The organism is Amycolatopsis sp. NPDC058340 (assembly GCF_042723975.1).
Taxonomy (GTDB): Bacteria; Actinomycetota; Actinomycetes; order Mycobacteriales; family Pseudonocardiaceae; genus Amycolatopsis.
This window is the reverse complement of the sequence record NZ_JBHXIB010000019.1, coordinates 106,171-119,825: the sequence shown is the minus strand read 5'-3', so window position 1 is coordinate 119,825 and position 13,655 is coordinate 106,171. Positions and strand designations below refer to the sequence as shown.

13 protein-coding genes are annotated in these 13,655 nt (G+C 68.9%); 7 read left to right on the top strand and 6 right to left on the bottom strand.

Annotated elements, in window-relative coordinates:
- Window positions 1-5: 5 nt before the first annotated feature.
- The 4 genes from ACFWIW_RS22175 to ACFWIW_RS22160 form a co-directional block, all read right to left on the bottom strand.
- Window positions 6-551, bottom strand: coding sequence for an O-acetyl-ADP-ribose deacetylase (locus ACFWIW_RS22175; RefSeq protein WP_378370164.1), 546 nt, complete (start codon window positions 549-551; stop codon window positions 6-8).
- A 13-nt stretch (window positions 552-564) separates the two neighbouring features.
- Entirely contained in the window at window positions 565-1,362 is a 798-nt protein-coding gene (locus ACFWIW_RS22170; RefSeq protein ID WP_378370163.1) for an alpha/beta fold hydrolase, read from the bottom strand.
- A 23-nt stretch (window positions 1,363-1,385) separates the two neighbouring features.
- Window positions 1,386-2,030: a DUF998 domain-containing protein gene (locus ACFWIW_RS22165; protein WP_378370162.1), complete on the bottom strand. Its 645-nt coding sequence runs from the start codon at window positions 2,028-2,030 to the stop codon at window positions 1,386-1,388.
- Window positions 2,031-2,155: 125 nt separating this feature from the next.
- A complete protein-coding gene (locus tag ACFWIW_RS22160; protein WP_378370161.1) occupies window positions 2,156-3,289 on the bottom strand; it encodes a metallophosphoesterase in 1,134 nt (377 codons plus the stop codon).
- A gap of 138 nt (window positions 3,290-3,427) precedes the next feature.
- Here ACFWIW_RS22160 and ACFWIW_RS22155 point away from each other — a divergent pair, with 138 nt between their 5' ends.
- Complete coding sequence (locus ACFWIW_RS22155; RefSeq protein WP_378370160.1) at window positions 3,428-4,270, top strand: hypothetical protein; 843 nt, start codon at window positions 3,428-3,430, stop codon at window positions 4,268-4,270.
- Here ACFWIW_RS22155 and ACFWIW_RS22150 read toward each other — a convergent pair.
- Entirely contained in the window at window positions 4,267-6,528 is a 2,262-nt protein-coding gene (locus ACFWIW_RS22150) for an ATP-binding cassette domain-containing protein (protein WP_378370159.1), read from the bottom strand. The two genes, ACFWIW_RS22155 and ACFWIW_RS22150, sit on opposite strands and share 4 nt — an antisense overlap.
- A 78-nt stretch (window positions 6,529-6,606) precedes the next feature.
- Here ACFWIW_RS22150 and ACFWIW_RS22145 point away from each other — a divergent pair, with 78 nt between their 5' ends.
- From ACFWIW_RS22145 to ACFWIW_RS22125, 5 genes are all read left to right on the top strand, one after another.
- Complete coding sequence (locus tag ACFWIW_RS22145; RefSeq protein WP_378370158.1) at window positions 6,607-7,389, top strand: TetR/AcrR family transcriptional regulator C-terminal domain-containing protein; 783 nt, start codon at window positions 6,607-6,609, stop codon at window positions 7,387-7,389.
- Between the two features lie 10 nt (window positions 7,390-7,399).
- Entirely contained in the window at window positions 7,400-7,831 is a 432-nt protein-coding gene (locus ACFWIW_RS22140) for a nitroreductase family deazaflavin-dependent oxidoreductase (protein WP_378370157.1), read from the top strand.
- A 193-nt stretch (window positions 7,832-8,024) separates the two neighbouring features.
- The gene (locus ACFWIW_RS22135) at window positions 8,025-8,498 is read left to right on the top strand and encodes a pyridoxamine 5'-phosphate oxidase family protein (RefSeq protein WP_378370156.1); all 474 of its coding nucleotides are present in this window, start codon (window positions 8,025-8,027) and stop codon (window positions 8,496-8,498) included.
- A 30-nt stretch (window positions 8,499-8,528) separates the two neighbouring features.
- A complete protein-coding gene (locus tag ACFWIW_RS22130; RefSeq protein WP_378370155.1) occupies window positions 8,529-10,076 on the top strand; it encodes a GAF domain-containing protein in 1,548 nt (515 codons plus the stop codon).
- Complete coding sequence (locus ACFWIW_RS22125; protein WP_378370154.1) at window positions 10,073-10,720, top strand: response regulator; 648 nt, start codon at window positions 10,073-10,075, stop codon at window positions 10,718-10,720. The genes ACFWIW_RS22130 and ACFWIW_RS22125 overlap by 4 nt, the downstream gene beginning before the upstream one ends.
- Here the strand turns inward: ACFWIW_RS22125 and ACFWIW_RS22120 are convergent.
- Window positions 10,717-11,349, bottom strand: coding sequence for a sigma-70 family RNA polymerase sigma factor (locus ACFWIW_RS22120; RefSeq protein WP_378370153.1), 633 nt, complete (start codon window positions 11,347-11,349; stop codon window positions 10,717-10,719). The two genes, ACFWIW_RS22125 and ACFWIW_RS22120, sit on opposite strands and share 4 nt — an antisense overlap.
- 228 nt (window positions 11,350-11,577) lie before the next feature.
- On the opposite strand from ACFWIW_RS22120, the gene ACFWIW_RS22115 reads away from it, so the two are divergent.
- Entirely contained in the window at window positions 11,578-13,347 is a 1,770-nt protein-coding gene (locus ACFWIW_RS22115) for a chitinase (RefSeq protein ID WP_378370152.1), read from the top strand.
- The last annotated feature ends 308 nt before the right edge of the window (window positions 13,348-13,655 follow it).

Genomic DNA, 13,655 nt, shown 5'->3' with positions numbered 1-13,655 from the left:
CGGTTCTAACCGTCCTTGCCACTCACGAGACCCATCGCGTCCGCCTGCTCCCGGAACACGTCGTAGGCGGCGGTCCCGAAGAGCACGAACCGCACCAGTTCCACCGAGCACGAACCGGCCGCGAGCGTGTTCACCACCGTTTCGAGGGCGATTTCCGCCGCGGACTCGATGGGCCACCGGTAGATCCCGGTCGAGATCGCGGGGAACGCCACGGTGTGCGCGCCGAGATCGGCGGCCACGTGCAGCGAGTTGCGGTGGCAGGCCGCCAGCAGTGCCGAGCGGTCTTCGGATTCGGACCACACCGGCCCCACGGTGTGCACCACCCAGCGCGCCGGAAGGCGGCCCGCCGTGGTGGCGACCGCCTCTCCGGTCTTCAGTCCCTTGCCGTAGTGCCCCGCGCGCAGCGCCCGGCATTCGGTGAGGATCTCCGGCCCGCCGCGGCGGTGGATCGCGCCGTCCACCCCGCCGCCGCCGAGCAGTGACGAGTTCGCGGCGTTGACCACGACGTCGACCTCTTGTTCGGTGATGTCGCCTTCCACCAGTTCGATCATCGTGATCGCTCCGTCAGTCGCTGAAGTACTCGATCAGTACCGGGGCCACGGCCTTCGGTTTGAGCATATGCGTCTGGCCTTCGATCGTGCGGTGCTCGGCGCCGGGCACCGCCTTCGCCAGCGCGGCGACCCCGTTGCGGATCCACGCGGGGCTCTTGCCGCCGTCCATGACCAGCGTCGGCACGGAAACGCCTGCCCAGCGGCCTTCGGGCAGCGGGGTGCCGTCGTGCAGGCCGTCGAACAACGCGGCGTCGTAGCGCAGGGTCGGCGCGACCTTCTTCAGCTTCGGCCAGGCGGGCATGAACCGCATCATGAAGACGACCGGCGCCGGGACGCGGACGCCTTCCCGCATGAAGGTCTTGATCGCGGTACCGGGTTTCCCGTCGGTGATGGCCTTCTCCAGCCGTTCGTCGTAGTCGGCCGGGACCGGCGGGCGGGTGTCGTCGACGACCAGCGGGAACTCGTAGACCGCCAGTTTCGTGATCGGCAGCCCGGCTTTCGCGGCTTCGAGGGCGAGCGCGGCGCCGGAGGAGATCCCGTAGACGTGGGCCGTGCCGCCCGCTTCCTTGATCAGTGCCGCGATGTCCTCGACTTCGCGGGCGACGGAGAACGGCGCGGTGTCGCCGCTTTCGCCGCGGCCGCGGCGGTCGTAGGTGTAGACGGTGAAGTGCGCGGCCAGTTCGGCGGCCAGCGGTTTGGCCGGGCCGAACTCGCGGTGGCACATCGCGCCGTCGACCAGGATGACGGCGGGGCCGGAGCCGGTGCGGGTGTAGGCGATGGTGGTGCCGTCTTGCGAGGTCACGGTGCTCATGGCGGGAATTCTCCTAGGGTTGTCTAGCGGCTTGCGCGGAGGATGACGGCGGTGACCCAGCCCCAGGCCAGCATCACGGTGGCCCAGAAGGCGAGCATCACGACGGCGTTCGCGTTGCCGGAGCTGATCCCGGCGAAGGAGGCGAAGAACGCGATGCCGGTGGCGCGGGAGTAGACGGCCCAGCCGCGGTGGCCCTCACGGGAGAAGCGGCTCGCGAACACGAAGGTCGCGACGATCAGCGAGAGGAATCCGACCGAGCCGGCGGCCATGTGCAGGACGCCCGCGGTGCTGATGCCGGACGGACCGGAACCGACCGGGAAACCGTTGCCCGGGTCGGCCTTGAAGACCGCGGCGAAGAGCAGGCTGACGCCGAAGGCGCCCAGCAGCCGTGGCCCCCACGTGCTGCCTCTTCCCGGTTCGAGCGTCCGGCTCAGCCCGATCGCCCCCGCGATCATCAGGACCCCGGTGACCAGGAAGTTCGTCACCTGGATCCAGCCGGCGTCGCCGTTGCTCAGCATGCTCGCCGGGTGCTTCGTCATGTCGAAGCCGTCGCGCACGGCGGCCTGGGTGAGCGTGGTCAGGAAGTACAGCGGACCCGAGACGGCGCCGCAGGCGAGCAGGGCGCGGGCCGGGAGCGCGACGTGGGGGCGGGTGGCGGTGATGGTCATCGGTTTCTGCCTTTCGGGGCGCCGGTTGCGTTGGCACTACCTTCGCTCCGAAAATCTCGGTTGTCAAGACAAAAAAATTTGTCGGTGGTGCCGCCGGGACACCGCGAGGTGCCGCGACGGGATGGCTACTTGCCGTTTCGCAAGGTCAGGAGGCTGATCTCGCTCGGCGCGAAGACGCGCAGCGGCGGTCCCCAGAAGCCGGTGCCGCGGCTCGTGTAGAGCTGCGTGCGCTCGCCGTGCCGCGAAAGCCCGGCCAGCACGGGCTGGTCGAGCCGGACCAGGAGATGGAACGGCCAGATCTGGCCGCCGTGGGTGTGCCCGGAGATCTGGAGGTCGATACCCGCCTCCGCGGCCTGCTTGACCTGCTTCGGCTGGTGGGCGAGCAGGACGACCGGCGTGTCCGAGGCGACGCCGTCCAGCGCGGCGGGGAGGTCGGGGCCGTGGCCGGGCAGGCCGGAGGCGGCGCCGGTCGGGTCGTCGATCCCGGCGAAGACCAGCGTGTCACCGCGTTGGCGGACCTTCGCGTGCCGGTTGTGCAGCGTGTCCCAGCCGAGGTCGCGCATATGGTCGAGCCAGGCCTGCGCCTCGCCGAAATACTCGTGGTTGCCGGTGATGTAGAACTTGCCGAGTTTCGCCCGCACCTTCCCGAGCGGTGCGACCTGCTCCCGGCGCTTGGCGACGGAACCGTCGGCGAGATCACCCGCGTGGGCGACGACATCGGCGTCGAGCTCGTTCACCACTTCGACGACCTTCTCCGACCACTTCGTCCGGTTCAGCGGGCCGAAATGGGTGTCGGTGATGATCGCGAAGCGGAGACCGTCGAGCCCCGCGCCGAGGCGGGGGAGCACGACGTCGAGTTCCTTGAGCCTCGGCACGCGCCGGGCCTCGAACATCCCGTACGCGGCCAGCGCCACGAAGGCCACCAGGACGACGTCGGACACGATGCCCGCCGCACTGTCCACTCCGGACACGGCGAGGACGAGCCTCAGCACGTTTCCGAGTACGGACAAGGAGAACAGCAGCCAGATCAACCCGAGGGAGAGGTCGCCGATCTTCGCCGCGACGTCGCGCTGCCACGGCCCGTGGCCGAGGACCATGCACGCGGGCACGGCGAGGGCCGCGGCGGCGAACACGATCGTGCCGAGGACTTCGAGCGCGGCCGGGAGTTCGGGGGAACCGACGATCGTCCACCACGGCACACCGAACAGGAGGGCGAGAACGGCGATCAGCGCGGCGACGCGGACAAGGATGCGGGGCATGATGTCGGCAAGACTAACAGCCCATTGGTCTCTACCGCCGTCTTCGCTGAGGGGCGTCTCAGGTACGTAGGCAGACGTACGCGAGATGTCGCTTCACGGCCGACGCTTTCCGCGTCGCCCCGGATGACACTCGACGGCATGATGCGGACGATCGAACGTGTCGCCTACGCGACCGGGGCGCTCCTGTTCCTCAGCGGTCTCGTGCACGCGGTCGTGCTGGTCGCGTCCGGCGGTTCGTGGACCGGGCCGCTGTCGATGCGGAAGGCGGTCACCTTCGGCCTGTCGTTCGGGCTGACGCTGATCACCGTCGCCTGGGCGACGTCGTACGTCGCGGTGCGGCCACGCGTGCGGAACACGCTGCTCGGCGTCTTCACGGTGGCGAGTGTCGTGGAGACGGTGCTGGTGAGCATGCAGGCCTGGCGCGGGGTGCCGTCGCATTTCAACTTCGAGACCGGTTTCGACAACGCCGTGTCGACGACGCTCGCGGCGGGCGGCGGCGTCATCATCCTGACGGCGGTGACGTTCACGGCCGCGGCGATGCGTGGCGAAGGGGAGACGACGGCGAGCATGCGGCTCGCGGTGCGGTTCGGGCTCGTCGCGCTGCTGGTGGCGCTGGGCGCGGGCGCGGCGATGATCGCGAGCGGCGTCGCCGAGGCGCGGGGCGGGAACCCGCAGCTCGCGTACACCACCGCCGGCGCGCTGAAGCCGCTGCACGCGGTGGCGATGCACGCGATCCTCATCGTGCCGGGGCTCGCCTGGCTGCTGCGGTTCGCGGACTGGGCGGAACGGCGGCGCGTGCGGCTGGTGTGGGTGGCGATCGGTGCCTACTCGGTGCTGACCGCGGTGGTGGGGGTGGAGTCGGTGACCGGGGTTTCGCCGCTGGCGGCTTCGCCGGTGGAGATGGTGACTTCGGGGCTGGCTTTGGCGGTGCTGGGTTCGGCGGGCTTCGCGGCTCTCCTCGAAGCCCGCCGAGCTCGCTAGCGGCCCACGTAGGTGCGAAGGTGCCGCGCCGTGAGCGTCTCCCCGGAAGCGACCAGATCGGCCGGAGTCCCGGTGAACACGACCTGGCCCCCGTCCGAACCCGCGCCCGGCCCCAGGTCGACGATCCAGTCCGCGTGCGCCATCACCGCCTGGTGGTGCTCGATGACCACCACCGTGTTCCCGTCGTCGACGAGCCGGTCGAGCAGGCCGAGCAACTGGTCGACGTCGGCGAGGTGCAGGCCGGTGGTCGGTTCGTCGAGGACGTACGTCGCCGACTTCTCCGCCATCCGGATGGCGAGTTTGATCCGCTGCCGCTCCCCGCCGGACAGCGTCGTGAGCGGCTGCCCGAGCCCGAGGTAGCCGAGGCCGACGTCGGAAAGCCGGTCCAGGATCACCCGCGCCTGCCCTGACGGGAAGAACTCGCGCGCCTCGGCGACGGGCATGGCGAGGACCTCACTGATGTCCTTGCCCCGCAGTTTGTAGGTCAGGACCTCCGCGGTGAACCGCTTCCCCTCGCATTCCTCGCAGACCGTCGCCACGCCTGCCATCATCGCCAGGTCGGTGTAGATCAGCCCGATACCCTTGCATTTCGGGCAAGCGCCTTCGGAGTTCGCGCTGAACAGGGCCGCCTTGACGCCGTTGGCCTTGGCGAACGCGGTGCGGATCGGGTCGAGCAGGCCGGTGTAGGTGGCCGGGTTGCTGCGCCGCGAGCCGCGGATGGCCGACTGGTCGAGCACCACCACGTCGTCCCTTGTGGACAGTGAACCGTGGATGAGCGAGCTCTTGCCCGAACCGGCGACCCCGGTGACCACGGTCAGCACGCCCAGCGGGATGTCGACGTCGACGCCGCGCAGGTTGTGCCGGGTCGCGTTCCGGATGGGGATCTGCCCGGCCGGCACGCGGACGTCCGTGCGCAGCCGCGCCCGGTGGTCGAGGTGCCGTCCGGTCAGCGTGCCGGACGCCCGCAGGCCGGCGACATCGCCGGTGTAGCAGATCCGCCCGCCGTCCGGCCCCGCGCCGGGTCCGAGATCCACTACGTGGTCGGCGATTTCGATCGTCTCCGGTTTGTGCTCGACGACGAGCACCGTGTTCCCCTTGTCCTTCAACAGGAGCAGGAGACCGTTCATCCGCTGGATGTCGTGCGGGTGCAGCCCGACGGTCGGCTCGTCGAAAACGTAGGTGACGTCGGTGAGGCTGGAACCCAGGTGCCGCACCATTTTCACGCGCTGCGCCTCGCCGCCCGAAAGCGTCCCGGATTCGCGATCCAGGCTCAGGTAGCCGAGCCCGATCTCCACGAGCGAGTCGAGGGTGCCGCGCAGGTTCTGCATCAGCGGGCCCACCGACGGATCGTCGATCTTGCGGAGGAAATCGGCGAGATCGTTGATCTGCATCGACGAGCAGTCGGCGATGTTCAGCCCTTCGATCTTCGACGACAGTGCCGCTTGGTTGAGCCGCGCGCCGTCGCACGCCGGGCATCGCCGGAAGGTGATCGCCCGGTCCACGAAGGCCCGGATGTGCGGCTGCGTCGCTTCCTTGTCCTTCGACAGGAACAGCCGCTGCACCTTCACCAGCAGGCCTTCGTAGTTGGTGTTGATCCCGCCGAGCTTCATCTTGGTGGCGGGTTTGTGCATGAAGTCTTCCCACTGCTGCGGGGTGTAGTCCTTCAGTTTGACCGCGGGGTCGACGAAACCGGACTCCGCCAGCCCCTTCCAGTACCAGCCGCCGGGGGCGAAGTTCGGGACGGTGATCGCCCCTTCGTTCAGCGAAAGCTCTTTGTCGACGAGCTGGTCGACATCGATGCTGGAGACCTTGCCCAGCCCCTCGCATTCGGGGCACATCCCCTCGGGAAGGTTGAAACTGAACGCTCCCGACGTCCCCACGTGCGGTTTGCCCAGCCTGCTGAAGACGATCCGCAGCATCGTGTGCGCGTCGGTCGCGGTGCCGACCGTGGAGCGGGAGTTGGCCCCCATCCGCTCCTGGTCGACGACGATCGCGGCGCTCAGGTTCCGCAGCGCGTCCACGTCCGGCCGCCCGACCGGGGCCATGAACGACTGGATGAACGCGGTGTAGGTCTCGTTGATCAGCCGCTGCGACTCGGCGGCGATGGTGCCGAACACCAAGGACGACTTTCCCGACCCCGAGACACCGGTGAAGACGGTGAGGCGGCGTTTGGGGATGTCGACCGAGACGTCGGCGAGGTTGTTCTCTCTGGCTCCGCGCACCTGGATCATGTCGTGGCTGTCGGCGGCCGAAGGCATGGCTCTCCCCTGGTTGGAACTCTTTAGCCTGTAAAGTGAGGGTAGCAGAGGTTAGTTTATGCTGTAAGGAGTTGGCAAGTGGTCGTCTACGCGGCGCAAGGAGACCCCCGGCGGTCGATGGCCCTGCTGTGGCGGACCGAGCCGCCGGACGCCGAGCGACCCGGCCCCAAACCGGGACTTTCCGTGGATCTGATCGTCGAAACCGCCATCATCATCGCGGACGCCGAAGGCATGCCGGGCCTCTCGATGCGTGCCGTCGGCGACAGGCTCGGCCGGACGGCCATGGCGCTCTACACCTATGTCCCGAGCAAGAGCGAGCTCGTCGATCTCATGTACGACAAGGCGCTCGGTGAGCTTTCGGCCACTTACGACGCAGACGGCTGGCGCGCGGACGTGGCCCGCTGGGCCGAGGATCTCTGGGACTTCTACCTGCGGCATCCCTGGGTCCTGCAGGTCTCGCAGGCGCGGCCGGTGCTCGGGCCGAACGAGTACGTCGTGCTGGAAGCGCTGGTGAAGATCCTGCGCCGGACCGGGTTGCGCCCGGCGGCGCTGCGACGGCTGGTCAGCGCGCTGTATTCGTGCGTGCGCGAGCCCGCCAGGACGGCTTCGGAGGCCCGGCTGGCCGAAAAGGTGACCGGGCAGTCCGACGACGAGTGGTGGTACGCGCGGTCGGCGCGTCTGAAGGAGGTCTCGCCGGACTTCGCCGAGCGATTCCCGACGCTGACCTGGATGGAGGCGGAGCAGGCGTTCCGGATGGAGGACGAAACGGTGTCCTATCTGGAGCAGGAGGCGAGGGAGGCCTTCGAGTTCTCGCTGTCCGTCCTGCTGGACGGAATCGAAGTCGCGACCAAAGCGGAGTAGCCTTCTCCGCATGCCCTCCGATTTCGCCTTGAAGACCATGAACGCCGTCCACCGCGTCATCCAGAAGGTCAGCGGCGGCCGCGCCGGCTGGCAGGTCGCCGGGATGACCGTCCTGGAGCTGACCACCATCGGCCGCAAATCCGGCCAGCCGCGCACCGTCCTGCTGACCTCGCCGCTGCGCGAGGGCGACGCGTACGTCATCGTCGCTTCCCGCGGTGGCGACGACCAGCATCCGGCGTGGTTCCTCAACCTCCGCGACAACCCCGACGTCCAGGTCACGCTGAAGGGTGAGGCCGCGCGTCCGATGGTCGCTAGCGTCGCCGATGCCGAGCAGCGCGCCCGCCTGTGGCCCAAGATCACCGCGGACTACAAGAACTACGCGCAGTATCAGACCAAGACCGAGCGGGAGATCCCCGTGGTGCTGCTGTCGCCCAAGGCGTAGCCCGACGCGCGGGGGGGGTCTTGGGGCTCGTGAGTGGTAAGGACGGTTAGAACCGTCCTTACCACTCACGAGGCGCCGGCACTTACCGCGCCGCATCCCCCGCACGGGCCGGGTCCATCGGCCCTACCGGCGAGTCGGTAAGCCGGGGACCGTGGATCCCGACGAACCACACGACGAGAACGCGGGGATGCCGATGTCCGACTCCTTGGGTCTCGAGACGCTCGGCCGCGAGCAGTGCCTGGCGCTGCTCGCGGGCGCCGGGCTCGGCCGGGTGGTGTTCACCTCCCGGGCACTGCCCGCCATCCAGCCGGCGCCGTTCGCGCTGCACCACGGCGCGATCGTGGTGCGGACGCCGTCGCAGAGCGCGTTGTTCGCCGGGGTGCTCGACACCGTGGTGGCGTTCGCCGTCGACGAGTTCTCCGAGGACCTCGGGACGGGCTGGTTCGTCACCGTCGTCGGCCGCGCCTCCGAGGTGCGCGATCCACTGGTGATCGCCGAACTCGAGACCTTGCCGCTGGGCTGCTGGACCGGCCGGACGGACTCCCGGTATCTCCGGATCCCCATCGAGTCGGTGACCGGTAGAAGGATCCTCGCCGCTCGCGGTAACGAAGCACTGTCCGTGATCGACGCACCAGATGAGCGATCCGGGCGCGTTTGTCATTCCTGACCCCACTGCCCGGGGAGTTACTCCGGGACGGTGACGGCGGTGCGGCGGGTGAGTGCGGCGAGTGACGCCAAGGCGCCCAGGATTCTGGACGCGGTGGCGGGGATCGCCCACGATCTCAGCCTTTCCGACGTCCTGCGGCGGATGGTCGAATCCGCCTGCGAGCTCACCGGTGCGCCCTTCGGCGCGCTCAGTGTGCTCGATTCGGACGAGTTCATCCGCTTCGGCGACGCCTGGGAGCGGCCGCCGTCGGGCGACGACGCCCGTGTGGTGCCCATCCGGATGCGCGGCCGTATCTTCGGGATGCTGTACCTCGCCCCCAAACCGGGCGGTGAGGAGTTCACCGAATCCGAGGACGACCTGCTCGTCGCGCTCACCGCGGCGGCGGGTGTGGTGATCGAGAACGCCGCGCTGTTCGACCAGGTGCAGCGGCGCGAGCGCTGGCTCGAAGCCTCGTACCACGTCACCGGGGCGCTCCTGACCGACCAGGATCTGACCGCGACCCTCCGCCTGATCGCCGAACGCGCCCGCGTCGTCGCCGGTGGCACCGCGGGCGCGGTGGCCCGGCCGCGCGGTGACGGGCAACTGGTCTTCGAGATCGTGGAGCCGCCGGGCCCGGACTCGGACCGGCTCGCCGGGATCACCGTGCCGACCGAGGGCACCGCGACCGGGATGGCGTTCACCACCGGAAAACCCGTCGTGATCCGGGATTACGGCGAGAAGGTGGTCGAATTCCAGGGCGGTCGCGGCGCCGTGATGCCCGCGGCGATCAAGGACCTCGACTCCACGGTCGCCGTCCCGCTGATCGTCGGCGAGGAGAAGCTCGGTGTCCTGCTGGTGGCGAAGTTCCGCGACCGGACCCCGTTCTCCGCCTACGACGTCCAGCTCGCCGAGACCTTCGCCGCGCACGCCGCGCTCGCGGTCGAGTTCGCCCGCGCGCAACAGGACCGGCAGCGGCTCGCCGTCTTCGAAGACCGCGACCGGATCGCCCGCGACCTGCACGACCTGGTCATCCAGCGGCTGTTCGCGATCGGGCTCGGGCTGGAGGGGCTCAGCAGGCTCGCGAGCGAACCCGCCGTCGCCGACCGGGTGACCGGTTTCGCGCACGAGATCGACCGCACCATCCGCGAGATCCGCAACAGCATCTTCTCCCTGCAGGAACCGGCGGAGGCGCAGGGCAGTCTCCGGTCGGAGCTGCTGCGGGTCGCGCTGGACGCGGGCTGCGCGTCCGAACCCCGGGTCGGGTTCGACGGGCCGCTCGATTCGACGGTGCCGGACACGGTCCGCTCGGACCTCATCGCGACGCTCCGCGAAGCACTGTCCAATGTGGTCAGACATGCCGCGGCGACGCGGGTCTCGGTCGACGTCGCGGTCGATCGCGACGGGCGATGGCTGAAACTCTCGGTGGTGGACGACGGCATCGGCATGCCTGCCGAACCCGGCCATCGCAGCGGGGTGGCGAACCTCGCCGAACGCGCGGCCCGCTGGAACGGGACGTTCCGCGTCGAAGCGCGCCCCGAAGGCGGGACGAGGCTCGACTGGTCGGTGGAGCTGCCGGCCCGACAGGGGAGTGTGGGATGACGATTTCGGTGTTCCTCGTGGACGATCACGAACTCGTCCGCACCGGGCTCAAGACCGTCTTCGAGGCCGAGGACGATTTCACCGTGGTCGGCGAAGCCGCCACGGCCGCCGAGGCGTATGTGCGGATCCCCGCGGTCAAACCGCAGGTCGCGGTGCTCGACGTCCGGCTGCCGGACGGCGAGGGGGTGAGCGTCTGCCGGGAGATCCGGGCGTCCGTCGACCCTCCGCCCGCCTGTCTGATGCTGACTTCCTATTCGGACGACGACGCGTTGTTCGGCGCGATCATGGCGGGCGCGGCCGGATACATGCTCAAGCAGGTCTCCGGCGGTGCGCTCGTGAAGGCCGTCCGCACGGTCGCCGCGGGCGGATCGCTCCTGGACAGCACGCTGACGGCGTCGGTGATGAACCGGCTGCGCGGCGAGACCGACCTCCCGGACCCGCGGTACGAACAGCTGAGCCCGCAGGAGCGGCGGGTGCTCGACCACATCGCCGACGGGCTGACCAACCGCCAGATCGCGGAAAAGCTGTACCTGGCGGAGAAAACGGTCAAGAACTACGTGTCGTCCCTGCTGCACAAGCTCGGTTTCGAACGCCGCACCGCCGCCGCCGTGTACGCCACCCAGCGCCGTAAGCCCACCTCCTAGAAGAAGGTGAACCCGCCGGCGAAATCGGGATCCTCGCGCAGCACGCGGCGCAGTTCGTTGAGGGCCCGGTGCTGCGTGACGCGGACCGCGCCCGCGCTCGCCATCCCCAGCGCGCCCGCGGTCTCCTCGGCGCTGTACCCGTGGATCACACGCAGCACCAGCACATCGCGCTGTTTCGCCGAAAGGACCTCGAACAGCCGGGACAGCCGGCGGCGGCGATCGGCCCTCTCGACCTCTTCGAACGTCGGGTTCCACGGCCCGTCCTGGTCGGGCTCCGGATCGGGTACCGGTGCGGACGGGTCGCGGGCGAGGTTGCGGCGGACGTCGGCGACCTTGTGCGAGGCGATCCCGAAAACGTATGGCAGGAAGCTGTTGTCCTGGTAGCTGTAGCGCGGCAAGGCGACGAGGACGGCCATCAGGACTTCCTGTGCGCAGTCCTCGGCGCTGGAGACGCCGCGTATCGACCCGCCCAGCCTGCCCGCGCAGTACCGGAACACGATCGGGCGGAGGAGGGCCAGCAGGCTCCCGACGGCCCGCCGGTCACCGCTGATCGCCGCGCGGATCAGTTCGCCGTCCGGCTCCCCCGGGCGGGGCTGATAGGTCGGGCGCACGGCTTCGGACACGGTCATCACGCCGGATCTGCCGTTCTCGTTCCCAACATCCCCACCTCCCGAAAGCCCCCAGCCCTGTTTGGCCGTTCCGACGTTACGGAGCGCGCCCGCGCGTCACACCGGTATAGGAGCCCGGAGTAGTCGGGTCTTTGGACTCTGGCGGGACCGGGGTATGGACTTTCGGGAGATTGGTCTAGACAATTAGCCCAGCGCGGCGGCAGGCCGCCCTTTCACGGAGGAATCGCGATGAGGCGTTCCAGATCCTTGGCATTTCTGGCCGTTTTGGTGCTCACCTGCACCGGCCTGATCACCGGCGGCGGCACCGCGAACGCGGCCAACCTGCTCCTCAATCCCGGTTTCGAGGCGGGTTCGACCTCCGGCTGGTCCTGTGCGGCGGGCTCGGCCGTGAGCACACCGGTCCGTTCGGGCGGTTACGCCGTTTCGGTCACGCCCGGCTCGACGATCGGCAAATGCGCACAGACGGTATCCGTCCGGCCGAACACCACCTACGCGGTTTCGGCCTGGGTGAACGGGAACCCGGTGTACCTCGGCGTGACGGGCGGGCCGTCGACCTGGACCGCGGCGACCTCCTACACCCGGCTTTCGCTCTCGTTCACGACGTCGGCCACCCAGACGACGGCCGAGGTGTACGTCCACGGCTGGTACGGGTCGGGCACCTACTACGCGGACGACATCAGCCTCGACGGACCCGGCGGTGGTACCCCCGGCACGCCTCCGGCCCCGGGAAACCCGGCCGTGGGCACGGTGACGAACTCGTCGATCGCGCTCTCGTGGGGCGCTTCGGCGGGGACGGTGACCGGGTATCGCGTGTACGAGGGCGGGACCGTGGTCGCGACGGTGACCGGGACTTCGGCGACGATCTCGGGGCTGGCGGCCTGTTCGTCGCACAACTACTCGGTGGCCGCGTACAACAGCGCCGGCGAATCGCCGAAGACCACCGAGGCGGGCGCCACGACCTCCGGCTGCGTCGACACCGGCTTGCCGAAACACGCGCTGATCGGCTATCTGCACGCGAGTTTCGCCAACGGCTCCGGCTACACGCGGATGGCCGACGTCCCGGCGGCTTGGGACATCATCAACCTGGCCTTCGGTGAACCGACTTCGGTGACCTCCGGCGACATCCGCTTCACGCGGTGCCCGGTCGCGGAATGCCCGACCGTGGAAAGCGACGCGGATTTCATCGCAGCGATCCGCGCGAAGCAGGCGCAGGGCAAGAAGGTCCTGATCTCCATCGGCGGCCAGAACGGCCAGGTCCAGCTGACCACGGCCGCGGCGCGCGACGCCTTCGTCAGCTCGGTGTCCGCGATCATCGACCGGTACGGGCTGAACGGGCTCGACATCGACTTCGAAGGACACTCGCTGTACCTCAACGCCGGCGACAACGACTTCCGCAACCCGACCACGCCGGTGATCGTCAATCTGATCTCGGCGCTGAAGACGCTGAAAGCCCGCTATGGCGCGGGATTCGTGCTGACGATGGCGCCGGAGACGTTCTTCGTGCAGACCGGATACCAGTACTACGGCGGCCTCGGCGGCGCCGACAACCGGACGGGTTCGTACCTGCCGGTGATCCACGCGATGCGGGACGCGCTGACCGTGCTGCACGTCCAGGACTACAACTCCGGACCGGTGATGGGCCTGGACAACCAGTACCACTTCATGGGCGGCGCGGACTTCCACATCGCGATGACCGACATGATCAAGGCGGGTTTCACGGTGTCCTCGACGGGATTCCGGTTCCCGGGGCTGCGTGAGGACCAGATCGCGTTCGGCCTGCCCGCCGCGGTGAGCGCGGGCAACGGGCACACCGCGCCGTCGGCGGTGCATTCGGCGCTGAACTGCCTGGTGAAGAACTCCGGCTGCGGATCGTACTCGTTGCGCGGCGGTGCTTCGCCGGCGCTGCGGGGGCTGATGACGTGGTCGATCAACTGGGACCGGTACTACGGGTGGGAGTTCCAGAACGCCCACGAGCCGTTCTTGAACGCTCTGCCCTGATCCGCATTCAGAGGACTGAACGCGGAAGGCTGCGGGGTTGCCTGCGTTAGGACTTTCCGTGAAGGCCTCCTTGAGGGACCCAGAGTCCCTCAAGGAGGCCTTCACGTACCCAGAGCTCGCGGGGCATCGGTCACGAGGCCCGGAAGGTGTGGCGAAGGGCCTCACCTACGCGTTTAGTCCTCTGAACGCGATAGATGCGCACGCAAGGACCGCATTCAGAGGACTGAACGCGGGCAAGGGAGCGGGCCCGCACCGTGCAGCATCGATGCGGGCCCGCGGTTCGGGGAAGCCGGGTGCGAAGGGGACTT

Excerpts from the sequence above, each read along its gene's own strand:
- ACFWIW_RS22175 (WP_378370164.1), bottom strand. The coding sequence starts at position 551 with ATGATCGAACTGGTGGAAGGCGACATCACCGAACAAGAGGTCGACGTC.
- ACFWIW_RS22170 (WP_378370163.1), bottom strand. The coding sequence starts at position 1,362 with ATGAGCACCGTGACCTCGCAAGACGGCACCACCATCGCCTACACCCGC.
- ACFWIW_RS22165 (WP_378370162.1), bottom strand. The coding sequence starts at position 2,030 with ATGACCATCACCGCCACCCGCCCCCACGTCGCGCTCCCGGCCCGCGCC.
- ACFWIW_RS22160 (WP_378370161.1), bottom strand. The coding sequence starts at position 3,289 with ATGCCCCGCATCCTTGTCCGCGTCGCCGCGCTGATCGCCGTTCTCGCC.
- ACFWIW_RS22155 (WP_378370160.1), top strand. The coding sequence starts at position 3,428 with ATGATGCGGACGATCGAACGTGTCGCCTACGCGACCGGGGCGCTCCTG.
- ACFWIW_RS22150 (WP_378370159.1), bottom strand. The coding sequence starts at position 6,528 with ATGCCTTCGGCCGCCGACAGCCACGACATGATCCAGGTGCGCGGAGCC.
- ACFWIW_RS22140 (WP_378370157.1), top strand. The coding sequence starts at position 7,400 with ATGCCCTCCGATTTCGCCTTGAAGACCATGAACGCCGTCCACCGCGTC.
- ACFWIW_RS22135 (WP_378370156.1), top strand. The coding sequence starts at position 8,025 with ATGTCCGACTCCTTGGGTCTCGAGACGCTCGGCCGCGAGCAGTGCCTG.
- ACFWIW_RS22125 (WP_378370154.1), top strand. The coding sequence starts at position 10,073 with ATGACGATTTCGGTGTTCCTCGTGGACGATCACGAACTCGTCCGCACC.
- ACFWIW_RS22120 (WP_378370153.1), bottom strand. The coding sequence starts at position 11,349 with ATGACCGTGTCCGAAGCCGTGCGCCCGACCTATCAGCCCCGCCCGGGG.
- ACFWIW_RS22115 (WP_378370152.1), top strand. The coding sequence starts at position 11,578 with ATGAGGCGTTCCAGATCCTTGGCATTTCTGGCCGTTTTGGTGCTCACC.